General features: G+C 38.8%; 10 protein-coding genes. 6 read left to right on the top strand and 4 right to left on the bottom strand.

Annotation, left to right across the window (positions count from 1 at the left end):
• Positions 1-136: 136 nt before the first annotated feature.
• On the top strand, positions 137-1,330 hold the full coding sequence (locus BUF13_RS08165) for an AAA family ATPase (RefSeq protein ID WP_073571286.1): 1,194 nt from the start codon (positions 137-139) through the stop codon (positions 1,328-1,330).
• Positions 1,331-1,378: 48 nt separating this feature from the next.
• On the opposite strand, the gene BUF13_RS08160 is transcribed toward BUF13_RS08165, so the two are convergent.
• Positions 1,379-3,814, bottom strand: a complete 2,436-nt coding sequence (locus tag BUF13_RS08160) for a S9 family peptidase (RefSeq protein ID WP_073571285.1) — start codon at positions 3,812-3,814, stop codon at positions 1,379-1,381.
• 270 nt (positions 3,815-4,084) lie between these two features.
• Between BUF13_RS08160 and BUF13_RS08155 the strand changes: the two genes are divergently transcribed.
• Positions 4,085-4,654, top strand: coding sequence for an outer membrane beta-barrel protein (locus tag BUF13_RS08155; protein WP_073571284.1), 570 nt, complete (start codon positions 4,085-4,087; stop codon positions 4,652-4,654).
• 73 nt (positions 4,655-4,727) lie between these two features.
• Positions 4,728-5,318, top strand: coding sequence for a hypothetical protein (locus tag BUF13_RS08150; protein WP_073571283.1), 591 nt, complete (start codon positions 4,728-4,730; stop codon positions 5,316-5,318).
• A 52-nt stretch (positions 5,319-5,370) separates the two neighbouring features.
• Here BUF13_RS08150 and gldJ read toward each other — a convergent pair whose 3' ends face one another.
• The gene (gene gldJ / locus BUF13_RS08145) at positions 5,371-6,594 is read right to left on the bottom strand and encodes a gliding motility lipoprotein GldJ (RefSeq protein WP_073571282.1); all 1,224 of its coding nucleotides are present in this window, start codon (positions 6,592-6,594) and stop codon (positions 5,371-5,373) included.
• 178 nt (positions 6,595-6,772) lie between these two features.
• Complete coding sequence (gene mfd, locus BUF13_RS08140) at positions 6,773-10,126, bottom strand: transcription-repair coupling factor (RefSeq protein WP_073571281.1); 3,354 nt, start codon at positions 10,124-10,126, stop codon at positions 6,773-6,775.
• A gap of 117 nt (positions 10,127-10,243) precedes the next feature.
• On the opposite strand from mfd, the gene BUF13_RS08135 reads away from it, so the two are divergent.
• Both BUF13_RS08135 and BUF13_RS08130 read left to right on the top strand, forming a co-directional pair.
• Positions 10,244-10,858: a cytochrome c oxidase subunit 3 gene (locus BUF13_RS08135; protein WP_073571280.1), complete on the top strand. Its 615-nt coding sequence runs from the start codon at positions 10,244-10,246 to the stop codon at positions 10,856-10,858.
• 2 nt (positions 10,859-10,860) lie between these two features.
• On the top strand, positions 10,861-11,310 hold the full coding sequence (locus tag BUF13_RS08130) for an SRPBCC family protein (RefSeq protein WP_073571279.1): 450 nt from the start codon (positions 10,861-10,863) through the stop codon (positions 11,308-11,310).
• On the opposite strand, the gene BUF13_RS08125 is transcribed toward BUF13_RS08130, so the two are convergent.
• Positions 11,297-11,767: a Fur family transcriptional regulator gene (locus BUF13_RS08125; RefSeq protein WP_073571278.1), complete on the bottom strand. Its 471-nt coding sequence runs from the start codon at positions 11,765-11,767 to the stop codon at positions 11,297-11,299. The genes BUF13_RS08130 and BUF13_RS08125 overlap by 14 nt on opposite strands.
• Positions 11,768-11,974: 207 nt before the next feature.
• Between BUF13_RS08125 and BUF13_RS08120 the strand changes: the two genes are divergently transcribed.
• Positions 11,975-13,228: an aspartyl protease family protein gene (locus tag BUF13_RS08120; RefSeq protein ID WP_073571277.1), complete on the top strand. Its 1,254-nt coding sequence runs from the start codon at positions 11,975-11,977 to the stop codon at positions 13,226-13,228.
• The last annotated feature ends 55 nt before the right edge of the window (positions 13,229-13,283 follow it).

Here is a 13,283-nt window from a genome sequence, read left to right as displayed (position 1 = left end):
GGTAAATTATTAAAAGAGCCCTTCAAACATCTGTTGGAAGGGCTCTTTTATGTAAATTAAATTTTACAAAAAAGCGCTAGAAATGTTAGTTTTGTTTAACACAATTGGTAACTTTATGTAAAATTGATTTTACAATATGGAATCATTATTACTTCGCTCTCAAAATAAGGTGCGTTTGGTGTCACTTGATTTTCAGCGATTTTTGATCGATCAAATTCGCTGGGAAGAAAGAATGATTGGGATCTTGGGTGCAAGAGGGGCAGGAAAAACTACTTTGCTACTTCAGCATTTGAAAAAGGACTTGCCAATGGATGGGACTGCCATGTACGCAAGTTTGGACGACTTTTATTTTTCGGATCACCGCTTATTTGATTTTGCGGAAGAATTCAATCTGAAAGGCGGACGCTATCTCCTATTAGATGAAATCCATAAGTATCCTTCTTGGTCCCGGGAATTGAAGTTAATCTATGATAATTTACCAGAGTTGAAGATAGTGTTTACGTCATCTTCTATTTTGGAGATCTACAAAGGCGAATCTGACTTAAGTAGAAGATTAGTCACATATTTGTTGCCTGAATTATCCTTTCGGGAATTTATTCAATTAGAATCTGGCCAAGTTTTTCAATCTGTAAAACTTCAAGATTTACTAAAAAGCCATGTCGAATTTACCTCAGACATTTTATCAGAGTTAAAACCAATTCCACTTTTTCAAAACTATCTCCACTATGGTGCCTATCCTTATTTTAAAGAAGGAGTTGAATCTTTTCCTGAAAAGTTTCAAAAGACGCTTCAGTTGACTTTGGAGGTAGATATCAATGCAGTTGAAAACATGGATTTTGAAATGATTTTTAAGTTGAAAAAATTGATCAATTTGATCAGCACCTCGGTACCTTTCACTCCCAATGTTTCTGAGTTGGCAAGAAAATCAGGGATTTCCCGACCTAGCCTATTGAGAGCTTTGGATTTACTGGATAGAGCCAGAATCATCCAAAATCTCCATAAAGTAAATTCTGGAATCGGAGCTTTAACCAAGCCTGAAAAAATTTATTTGAATAACCCATCTCTATTTTATGCTTTAGCAGGAAGCAGTGCTCAGATAGGAACAATTCGTGAGACATTTTTCGCTAATCAATCAGCTGTAGTAAGCAAAGTAAATTTGGCAGAAAAGGGAGATTTCATCTTAGATGAAAAATGGGTTTTTGAAGTTGGAGGAAGGAATAAAAATCAATCTCAAATTCAAGGAATTCCAGATTCGTATCTGGTAAAAAATGATATTGAAATAGGAGTAGGGAATATTATTCCCCTTTGGTTGTTCGGATTCTTGTATTAAAAAAAGCCCTTCCAAATTACTGGAAGGGCTTTTTTTGCTTAATTCTACTTACTTAGAAGTGTCGATTTTATTCTTGTTTTTCACATATTTATCCAACCAGCTGTCCATTTCATACAAGGTGTGCAAAATGGATTCTTTCGCTGCATAGCCATGACTTTCATTTGGTAGAAATACCAATCTAGCAGTTGCTCCATGACCTTTCAAAGCATTGTAATAACGCTCAGACTGGATTGGGAATGTACCAGAATTGTTGTCAGCTTGCCCATGGATCAAAAGGATTGGAGTTTTCACTTTGTGAGCAAAAGAGAAAGGAGACATATTGAAATACACCTCTGGAGCTTCCCAATATGTTCTCTGCTCGTATTGGAATCCAAAAGGAGTCAATGTACGGTTGTAAGCACCACTTCTTGCGATACCTGCAGCAAACAAATCCGTGTGAGAAAGCAAGTTTGCTGTCATAAATGCACCGTAAGAGTGTCCGCCTACAGCAATTCTATTTCTATCACCGATTCCTAGTTCGACAATATGGTCGATTGCAGCTTCAGCATTGGCAACCAATTGTTCGATGAAATAATCATTTGGCTCTTTATCGCCTTCACCTACGATTGGCATCTCTGTTTGGTCCATGATCGCGTATCCTTGAGTCACCCAATAGATTGGAGAACCCCAGCTCAATCTTGTGAATCTGTATTTCGACCCTCTTACTTGAGCAGCGATTTCAGCGGATTTGTATTCTCTAGGATAAGCCCACATCAAAACTGGAAGAGGACCATCTGATTTAGGGTCATAACCTTCTGGTGTATAGATCACCGCAGAAAGATCCAATCCATCATTTCTCTTGTATTTCACCAATTGCTTGTTGATATTTTTGATAGACTCAAAAGGGTGAGCGAAGTTGGTGATTTGTTGCGGAGCAATTCTTTTTTTCGTGTTAACCAACCAGTAATTTGGCTGAATATCAGTACTTTCTTTGATAGTGATAAACTCACTCCCATCATCACTCAACAATTTGACAGCTCTTTCATAATACGGAGCTTGAGATCTCCATAGGATTTCCTGCTCTTTTGTTTTCGTGTCAAATGTGGATAGGAAGGGCATGCTGCCTTCTGGGCTTCCGCCTTCAGAAGTCATAAACAGAACATTACCTTTTCTGATCAATACATTTCTGCCATACTCATTTTCGGTAAACATTGGATCTCCCGGATCATTGTAAATATCGTCGTAAGAACGATCGATGATTACTTTTTTACCGGCACCAGGATTAGATGGATCGATTACAGAACGGATTTCTCTTCTAGCACCAAACCATCTTTCATTCAAAACGGCAAAATCATCTGTGGACCATGCGATACCACCGAATCTAAGTGAAGTTGTAGCCAATTTTTGTTTTTGACCAGAGAATGGAGCAGCAAGCGTGTAGACAATTTCTCTTTCCTCCATTTCTACTTTGCCATCACCTCCATCTTGAGCTTCAGCCCAATACAATACAGCTGGTTTATCTGCTCTCCAGTTGATGTTTCTAGGACCAGTTACGGTAGCATCAAAACCTGTTGGCCTTACTTCATCCAAAGGAATTTGAGCCAATGTTTTTACTTTTTGACCTGTTTTAGACCAAATTTCTACATCATAAGGGAATCTAGAAGCTGGTACCAAATAGGAAAAAGGTCTTTTGATGATATCCACCAAGATATAGGATCCATCAGGAGACAAGTCAAAAGACTTAATCATCGCTTTAGGACCAACAGTTTTGCTAGTGCCATCCAAGGAGATCAACTGAAGCTGAGAATCCATGAAATAGGCAAACAAAGTCTCATCATATGGATTGCTCAAAAGATCTTGGTAGGTACGAGATGGAGCTGCATTTCCTGAAGTCTCTTGAACAACCGGCCCTGCAGGAGCGGATGGAGCTTGTGGCATTGCTCCTCTTGCTGGGTTTACAGCTTTCACTAAAAGCTGATTTTCTGGAGTCCAAATCAAGACATTTCCCATGACATCATTTAAGATTCCATCAGTCAATTTCTTTGCTGCGAAAGTAGACAAATCTACCACCCAAAGGCTGATTCCATTCGATTCAGTATTGATGAAGGCTAGGTATTTTTCATCTTTGGAAAGAGAAAAACTACCCATGGAAGCCTTAGATGGAAGTCCTGTGATTTGGATTTCCTCACCGCTTTTTGTTTTTCTGATTTTGATGTTTTCCACTCCTCTTGATCTACTTGGACCAGAAGTAGCAGGGTTGATTCGTAGACCAGCAATTCTCAATTCTGGTTGAGAAAGTTCTTCAATAGAAGGATTGTCTGCTCTTTCCAAAAGCATCATCCATTCACCGTCCTTTGAGAAAGAAACAGATGGAGTACTCGGTGCATTGACCAAGTCTGCAATGGCTTTGGGAGGCGCCTGATAGGTGACCTGAGAGAAGGCTGGAAATGCCATTCCCACCAGTGCCGCACAGACTAGTTGGCGTAGTTTAATATTTAGGTTCATTTTCAAATGTTTGATTTAGGATCAAGTTAGATAATGGTAAAGGTTATTGGTAAAAAAAATAAACAAGAGGTAAAATGGTGGCTTTAGTAGGTATTAAGAGAGTATGTGCTAATATTTAGTTTTTAAAATAATGTAATTCAAAACACTATCTAAACAATAAAAATACTCTGAAGTAAATAGTTGATAAGTTTATTCTATTGGGGGATAACAATTTGTTTTTCAAAATGTTAAATTCATAAATAATTTTATTCAACTATTAATTAAAGAGCTATGAAAAGGTTTTTGATTACTTGTTGCTTCATCTTTTTTGTCGGTTCAAGCCTTATGGCACAGACAACTATTAAGCCTGGAGCAGGATTAAATTTCACAAATGTGACTGGAGATGGGGCGGATGCCACAGGTCAGACTGGTTGGCAAGTTGGAGCAAGTTTTGCTTTCGGAAACAAGTTTTACACTGAACCTGGGATTTTCTATCAAAACTCATCGTTTGAGTATACGACGGTAGATTCTGGACCAGTGACAGATGCTTCCTATCATGGTATTAGAATTCCATTGGCTTTGGGGTTCAATATTTTGGGAAATTCTGAGTCTTCATTTGGTCTAAGAGCATTTGGTGGAGCTTCCAGTTTTATCGTGACAGGGACCAGCAGTGACTTTTTGGACAAAGACGAAATTTCGTCTCCTCAATGGGGAGTGTTTGCAGGAGCAGGGGTAGATATTTCTATTATTTATATAGACGCATCTTATCAATGGTCGGCGACCAATTTGCAAACGGATGTTACGAATATTGACTTGGGAAATTCGAGAGGGTTTTTCTTAACTGCTGGCTTAAGATTTTAAGATTATCTAATCATGTCTAAATAATGTAGGAGGATTTACTCCTACATTATTTAATAAATTCAATTGGTGTTTTATGAGACTACCATTAGCGAGTATCCTACTTGTTATCTTGATTTCATCCTGTAGGGAGACCAAATCATTTGAAGATTTGACAGTGGTAACTGAGATTTTGGAAGAGGAAGATACACTTACTGAGGCTCCAGAACAGTTTACACAAGAAGATCAGGAAAACATCCAGAGGCTAATAGGACTAACTCTGACGGATCAATTCAAAGAGGACATAGACCTTGGAATTGTAGATTCCTTAAGTAGAAAATATAAGTATGTTCAAGTAGACTTAAATGACGATTCAAATAAGGAAATATTGGTAGGATTGACCGGACCCTATTTCTGTGGATCTGGTGGATGTACTTTTCTTCTTTTAAGTCATCATGGAGATATCATCACTCAATTTTCAGTCACGAGAATGCCAGTTTATTTGGACACTGAAAAGTCAAATGGCTGGAATAATTTAATAGTATATAGCGGTGGAGATAATAGACTTGTAAAATTTGACGGGAACTCTTACCCATCAAATCCTTCTACATTAGATGCTTATTCTGGAGATCTTGATTTGTTGAAGAAATTAATGGATTGGGACTCCTTAGAAACATTCAGCTACTAACGAAAAAAGCCCCGATAATTCGGGGCTTTTTCATGTAATATGTTCTTTAAGATTATTTACCAGGCTCTCCGATGGAGATCATAGCACATCTAAATCCAATGTCATTGGTAGCAGAATCTTGATGCATAAATCTTCTGGTACCAGGAGCTAGCCAGTAAGTAACATCTCTCCAGCTTCCTCCTTTATAGACTCTCATTTCGTCAGTGATTACAGAAACTTCATAGTTTTCCATTTCATCCCCGTAACCATCTTTTCTCAATGGGTTCAAGTCATCAGCATCTTGATAAGTCAATGGTCTGTATACGTCATAAACCCACTCATTCATGTTTCCTGCCATGTGATACAAGCCGAAATCATTTGGAGCCATATCATAAACGTTGGTAGGAAGGATTTCACCGTCATTTCTTTGGTTACCGGAAATACCTCCGTAGTCACCACGACCTCTTTTGAAGTTAGCTAGGAAATCACCTTGCTTACCTTTACGCTTCACATTGTATGGGTTTCTAACACCACGACCATCCCAAGGATAGATACGTCCGTATTCTTGATTTTCATCCAAATATTGCGTTCCGATCATTGCTTTAGCAGCATACTCCCATTCTGCTTCACTTGGCAATCTATAATCAGCCATCGCAACACCTCTTTCGATCAATTGAGGCTTTGTAAAAGAAGAATCAATTCCTCTTTCTTCTCTAATTAGATTCTCAACATATTCGGTTCTCCATTTTGCATAGACATTTGCTTGTTTCCAAGAAACACCAGCAACAGGGTAGAAGTTAAAACCAGGGAATCTGAAGTAATAAGACTGGTACATGTCATTGAATGACAAAGCTCCACCCCAGACATCTTCAGAAGGCTCCAATTTTAAAAGTGAATCAGCACTTACATGCTTTTTCATGTCGAAGAGGAATTCACGAAAATCATTGTTCGTGATTTCAGTTTCATCCATGTAGAAGTTTGCAACTGTGACAGTTCTTTCCAAGTTATCGCGAAGCGCCATCACATCCTCTTCTTGAGAACCCAATACAGCTCGACCACCTTGGATAAACTTCAAATTTGGACCAGGAATCTGCTCGGCATTTTTAGCTACGAAAAATTGAGTGGTGTCTTGTTCGTCAAAAGAGAACTCAGCTCCAGTTGTAGCACTTTTTTTACCTGGCTTATTGGCTGTTCTTCGGCCATAACCTGGGGTTTTGTTACAGGAGGAAAGTACGGAGCCGCCGACGATCATCAACGCTGCTGCCCACATTCCCCAAGATTTGTCACTGAAACGCATATATTCTAGGAGTTTAGATCAAGTTTTAAGGTGCTAATATAAAGTCAATCATAGGCACTTCCAATGATTATTAACTTTGATATTTTCTCGAAAAAGCCAAAAATGGCCCAAATCGGGAGAATCCTGCAAAATTTTTGTGCAAAACTGCAATATTTATGCCAGTTAAATTTTTTAAAAATTAGCTTTCAAGCATCTCTTTCAGCCAATTTTGAGCCTTCGAAATCCCGGAAACTTCGCTGACCGTAAGAATCAAACGATTCTTGTGTTCTTTTATTTTAAAGTATTTGGAATTCAATTGTGCAAATAGCATGATTTTCTGGAAGATAGGAGATGAATAGAAGTCATCTCTTGAAGCAGGTAGCATGTAGCATTTCATCTGACCGCTTTTTAGAACCAATTTCTCGATTCCCAATTTCTCCGCCTTCCATCTTAGCCTAACGGTTTCCATTAGATCTACAACTGCTTCTGGAATCGGTCCAAATCTATCATCTAGCATAGATCCAAACTTTTCTAATTCCTCTTCATTTTTGATGGAATCAAGTTTCGAGTACAATCCTAAACGCTCAGAAATATTGCTGACATAATTCTCTGGTATCAGTAATTCCAAATCGGTTTCGATGGTACAATCTTGAACCAATACTTTGACTTTTTCTTTCAGGTCCACTTCGAACAAAGCAGCAAATTCATTTTCTTTCAATTCTTGAACAGCCTCGTCCAGGATTTTATGGTACATCTCAAAGCCCAGATCTGTGATAAATCCACTTTGCTCTGCTCCTAGAAGATTTCCAGCACCTCGAATATCCAAGTCTTTCATTGCTACCTTGAATCCATCTCCTAAATCAGAAAACTCTTCTAATGTTTGAAGTCGTTTCCTGGACTCTGGAGTCAATCCAGACATTGGAGGTGTCAATAGATAACAGAATGCCTTTTTATTGCTTCGACCAACCCGGCCTCTCATTTGATGAAGGTCACTCATTCCGAACATATGTGCTCGGTTGATCATAATGGTATTGGCATTTGGAATGTCCAATCCTGATTCTATGATGTTGGTTGAGACAAGGACATCATATTCATGATTGATAAAATCTACCATGATTTGTTCCAGCTTTTTGCCATCCATTTGTCCATGGGCCCCGATCACTCTCGCATCTGGCACCAGTTTCATAATCAAGTTGGCGATACTGTCAATTTCTCCCACACGATTGTGAACGAAGAAGGCCTGACCTCCTCTTCTTAGCTCATATGCTACTGCATCACGGATCACTTCTTCCTCGAAAGTCTGAACTTCAGTAGTAACGGGTTGCCTGTTTGGTGGTGGAGTGGCAATGACGGAAAGATCTCTTGCTCCCATCAGAGAGAAATGAAGAGTTCTAGGAATTGGAGTTGCTGTCAGAGTCAATACATCCACATTCACCCGAAGATTTTTCAATTGATCTTTGACTTTTACGCCAAATTTTTGCTCTTCATCGATGATCAAAAGCCCTAAATCTTTGAATTGGACGTCTTTGTTGACAATTCTATGAGTACCTACCAGAATATCGATTTCCCCAGTTTTTACTTGTTCAACGATCTCCCGAACCTGCTTCGCAGTCCTAAATCGATTGATATAATCTACCTTAACAGGGAAAGCAGACAAACGTTCTTTGATCGTTTGATAATGCTGCATCGCCAAAATGGTAGTAGGTACCAGGATGGCAACTTGTTTCCTGTCATTGACAGCTTTAAAGGCAGCTCGAATCGCAACCTCGGTTTTTCCAAAGCCCACATCTCCGCAAACCAATCGATCCATCGGGTAGGATTTTTCCATATCTGATTTCACATCAGAAGTGGCCAAAGCTTGATCTGGTGTGTCCTCATAAATAAAGGAGCTTTCTAATTCAACCTGCAAAACTGAATCCCTGGCAAAAGCAAATCCCGGAGCACCTCTTCTTTTTGCATAGAGCGCAATCAGATCTTTGGCGATGTCTTTTACCTGCTTCTTGGCTTTTCTCTTTTTGTTTTCCCAATCAGGAGAACCCAGCTTGGACATGGATGGAGCTTGTCCTTCCTGTCCGGAATATTTCGAGATTTTGTGAAGGGAATGGATGTTCACATACAACAAATCATCATCTCTGAAGACCAATCTGACAGCTTCCTGCATCTTTCCTCCAACCTCGACTTTTTCTAGTCCAGCAAATCTCCCGACACCATAATCCACATGGACAATGTAATCACCCGGATGTAGGGCCTTCAACTCTTTAATAGTGAGAGCCTTTGATTTACTTGCTTTTTTCCGGGTTTTATAGCGGTGAAACCTTTCAAAAAGTTGATGATCCGTATAGCAAACTAGCTTAGTTTTTCTGTCTTCAAATCCTTCCCGAAGGCCCAATCTCATGGTCTGCACCAGAAGAGTAGGATCTAACTCCGTGAAAATCCCCAGCAATCGATCTAATTGCTTTTCATTTTCAGCTGTGATGATATTAGTAAAGCCTTTCTTTTCATTTTCTGAAAGACTGGAGACTAGTAAATCAAAATTCTTATTGAAAGAAGGTTGGGGTTGAGAATCCCAAACAAGAGCTTCGGCATTTTTGAGGTAGAATTGTTTCCCAAATTCGATCAGGCTAAAGTTTTTGGCTTGATCAGCGAAGTCCTTACCGGTTTCAAAAAGATCCTTTGGATGAAGGACTGTTTTCGTCTTATTGGTTTTGGATAAAATCTGATCAAATTCCTGCTCTGCTTTGTGAAAACACTCAGTCATCACATCAGCCGTAAGCTGGTAGTCCTTGATCCAAAGTTTAGTAGACTCTGGAAGGAAGCCCAAAAATGACTGCCTAACCTCTTGTAAGAGTTTAGTCTGCGTATTTGGAATCAAAGAAATATGAGGCACCTCTGCTATCGAAAGTTGGGATTCAGGATCAAATGTTCTGATACTTTCTATTTCTTGGCCAAAAAGTTCGATTCGGTAAGGGTTTTCATTCGAAAAAGAGAAAACATCCAAGATTCCTCCTCTGATAGCAAATTGGCCCGGTTCGTAAACAAAATCTGTTCTCTCGAAATCGTAGCTGACCAAAAGCTCAGAAACGAATTCCATATCTACCTTTTCACCGACTTTGGCAATGAATGTGTTTTCCTGAAGAGATCGTTTGTTGATTACTTTTTCATACAAAGCCTCTGGATAGGTGATGATGATTTTGTCTTCTCCTTTGGATTCCAAAACCTGATTGAGAACCTCAGACCTTAAGAGGACATTGGCGTTGTCAACTTCCTCATAGTGGTAGGCTTTTTTGAAACTTGAAGGGAAAATCAAGTAATCCTCAACAGAAAGTAGGTTCTGAATATCAGAATTGAGATAGGCAGCTTCCTCTTTGTCTTGAGCAATGATCAAATGTACTCCTCCATATTTTTGAAAATACGTGCAAAAAAGGACCATGTCCAAACTTCCAGAAACTCCCTTCAATTGAAATTGACTCTGAGTTTTTTTGTGAATGGAATCAGAAAATGTCTGAAAAAAAGGATCCGATTTGTAGATCGTAAGAAATGCCTGACTGTCCAAAATGGAGGTTGGTTTAGGTTTGAGGGTGCAATTTAGAGCTTTTCGATTTTTTTTAGCTGTTCCAAAAGGAATCCATCAAATTGTGAACCTTCGGGTTATGAATTTGTTTTGCACCTAATGGGAGATACCAAAAATACCAAGAATTGGTTCCAAAAGCTGGAAAGCCTTCACCCCTATGAGACTTTATTGTATCTAGGGATGATAGGAAGCGGCTTAATCTTCCTATTTCTCACTGTTGCATTTCTATTTTCCGGAGTCGATCAGTTAAGTGGAATGAATCAAAAAATCCCGCTTTCATTCTTGGTCTCTACGTTTTTGCTGGTCCTAAGTGGCTATTCTGCCTCTAGGATGCGAGTCTATTATCAAGAAGAAAGGACCAATCGAGTGGTCTCTTCTTTAAGAAACACCATGGTCTTAGGGTTTATATTCACCATTCTGCAAATTTCTGGCTGGATGGAGCTTCAGCAAATGGGAATTGATTTTAAAGGTATCCCGAGTGGTAGTTTTCTCTATGTCCTTTCGGGAATTCATATCTTCCATTTGCTAGGAGCTATCATTTTTGCGGTCATTCTTTGGGTCCAATTAAAAAGAGTCCAAGAAGATGAAGTTGGCCAATTGATCTTGGTGACTAATCCTTTTGAAAAAATGAGAATTCGACTCTTTACGATTTATTGGCAGTTTATGGATGCAGTTTGGTTGATTCTCTTTCTCCTTTTTGTCCTAAGTTTCTAGGCATGAAATTAATTGTAGAGACAGAAGTAGAGCAGGATTATATGAATGTAAAAGAAGGCTTTACAGAATCATTGTTCTTAAAGCTAAACCCTCCTTTTCCACCTGTGAAATTGATCAGGTTTGATGGTTCTGAGACTGGGGATTTGGTTTCTTTGGAACTGAATTTTTTACTTTTTAAGCAAAAGTGGACAAGTAAAATCACAGATCACCAACTCAACGAAATTGAGTTTTTCTTTGTGGATGAAGGAATTGAACTGCCCTTTTTCCTGAAATATTGGAAGCATAAACACCGCCTGATCAAAAGTGGGAATCATTGTCTCATCCGTGATGAGATTGATTTTAAGGGTCCCAATTCTGCCATCACCAATTTGCTCTACCCGGTATTGAAAGGGCAGTTTTTATACCGGAAACCGATTTATAAGAAGGTGTTTGGATCTGTTAAATCTGGTTGAGATTTTCGCAATTTTCAATTTTGCAATCTCCATATAGAACCAAGGAGTGCGAGGTAATTGAGGAGCTGAATTCTTTTCCAATCAAATCTTTGATTTCGTTGATTTTTGGATCAGAAAACTCTCTGATTTTTCTACATTGATTGCATACATGGTGATCATGATGCTTGTAAGTCAAAGCTTGTTCGTATAGCGCTACTTTATCTTTGAATTGGTGTTTCACAGCTAATCCGCTTTCTACCAAAAGATCTAAGGTGTTGTAAATGGTAGCTCGGCTTATCGTGTAGCCTTTATTTCTCATGCTTAGAAAAAGCCCTTCCACATCCATATGCTCATCTTCTGGAAGAGAGTATAATTCATCAATTACAGAAAATCGTTCAGGAGTCTTTCTGCTTCCTTGTTTAGACAGAAAGTTTTCAAAGATTTTTTTCGCTTTTTCAATCAGTGCTTTGTCGGCCATTTCCTCAAATGTTCAAGAAATAAAGATGCTGGATTCCTCATTTTTTGACAAACTAGAGGCCCTTCAGACAGCTAATTTGATTTCAGTCTAATTAAGCATTGAGATGAAAGTCAAAACATTTTGGTGGGTTGGTTCCGTTAATGATAAAGAATGATGTAACGTAAAAATTACGTACATTAATAGACGATCACCCGACCTAACCTTGAAATGCTAAGAAGGCAATATTTGTGTTTCTTGATTTTCATTTTATTCAGCACCTTTTCCAATGGGCAAGTGCCTGGGTTTTTTATGAAGGAAGATGTGAGGAGGACGATTATTCCATTTTTTGCATCCAATAGCTTAATCATAGTTCCCGTATCAGTCAACGGATCATACCCAGTGAATTTCCTGTTGGATACAGGAGTAAGGTCTAATATTCTTTTTAGTAAAGATTTAGGAGATGCGATGGGATTGGAGTATACGAGAAGGTTGAATTTGATGGGAGCGGATGGAAGCGAGGAAATCATGGCATCTGTTTCTCCAGTAAATCACCTGGATCTTGGACCAGTAGAAGGGATTGCTCAAGCACTTTTGGTTTTGGAAGAAGATTTTTTGGAATTGGAAGCAGTTGTTGGGGTTCCGATTTATGGTATTATAGGTCATGAATTTTTCAAATTCAATCCAATCAAAATCAATTATGATGATGAGAGAATAGAGTTTTTTAGAACTGATGCATTAAAGTGGAGACCTCCATTTTTTAAGAAATTGGATCTTTCTGTGGAAGAAAATAAGCCTTATATCAATGCTAAAATCAAGCAAAAAGACGGGCCTATTTTGGATTCCAAACTTCTAATCGATACAGGTGCAAATCACGGACTTTTACTCAATAGAGAAACCAGTGAACAAATCGAAATGCCACCTTTATTCATTGAAGCGGAGTTAGGGCAAAGTTTGGGAGGTGTTTTGAGAGGCTACATTGGAAGAGTCGATTGGTTGAAATTAGGACCTTTAAAGCAGCAGGAAGTTTTGACCTCTTACCCAGAGGAGACAGCCTTTAGTTACATTTTGAAAGAAACAGGCCGAATGGGAAGCTTGGGGTCTGAAGTATTGGGAAGGACTCGCTTGATTTTGGACTATCCTCGGAAAAGAGTCATGATCCGTAAAGGAGATAATTTTTATAACCCTTATGAATATGACATGAGTGGTTTGAATATTCGTAAAATCCCGACTGATGAAAAACGGTTCTATGTGGCTGGAGTACGTGATGATTCACCTGCTCAATTTGTAGGCATTCAGCCAAATGATGAAGTCTTGAGTATCAATAAAATACCTGTGATAATCTGGGAGTTGTCAGATATTGCCAAGCTTTTTAGATCCGAGGAAGGGAAAGTGATTGAGTTGGAGGTGAGAAGGTATTTTGACAATGATATCAGTAAATACGAGGATTTCAGATATCGTCTCTTACTTGAAAAGCAAATTTAAATCAGGAAGACCCTTCCTTAAAAAATCCCTATTTTTGATTTTCGTGAAATGAAAA

This window comes from Algoriphagus zhangzhouensis, from assembly GCF_900148515.1.
In the GTDB taxonomy this organism is placed as follows: domain Bacteria; phylum Bacteroidota; class Bacteroidia; order Cytophagales; family Cyclobacteriaceae; genus Algoriphagus; species Algoriphagus zhangzhouensis.
Note: the sequence above shows the minus strand (reverse complement) of the source record. Positions and strands in the feature narration are given on the sequence as shown.

Bases quoted from the DNA above. Each gene is read 5' to 3' on its own strand.
- BUF13_RS08165 (WP_073571286.1), top strand. From the start codon at position 137: ATGGAATCATTATTACTTCGCTCTCAAAATAAGGTGCGTTTGGTGTCA.
- BUF13_RS08160 (WP_073571285.1), bottom strand. From the start codon at position 3,814: ATGAACCTAAATATTAAACTACGCCAACTAGTCTGTGCGGCACTGGTG.
- BUF13_RS08155 (WP_073571284.1), top strand. From the start codon at position 4,085: ATGAAAAGGTTTTTGATTACTTGTTGCTTCATCTTTTTTGTCGGTTCA.
- BUF13_RS08150 (WP_073571283.1), top strand. From the start codon at position 4,728: ATGAGACTACCATTAGCGAGTATCCTACTTGTTATCTTGATTTCATCC.
- gldJ (WP_073571282.1), bottom strand. From the start codon at position 6,594: ATGCGTTTCAGTGACAAATCTTGGGGAATGTGGGCAGCAGCGTTGATG.
- BUF13_RS08135 (WP_073571280.1), top strand. From the start codon at position 10,244: ATGGGAGATACCAAAAATACCAAGAATTGGTTCCAAAAGCTGGAAAGC.
- BUF13_RS08130 (WP_073571279.1), top strand. From the start codon at position 10,861: ATGAAATTAATTGTAGAGACAGAAGTAGAGCAGGATTATATGAATGTA.
- BUF13_RS08125 (WP_073571278.1), bottom strand. From the start codon at position 11,767: ATGGCCGACAAAGCACTGATTGAAAAAGCGAAAAAAATCTTTGAAAAC.
- BUF13_RS08120 (WP_073571277.1), top strand. From the start codon at position 11,975: ATGCTAAGAAGGCAATATTTGTGTTTCTTGATTTTCATTTTATTCAGC.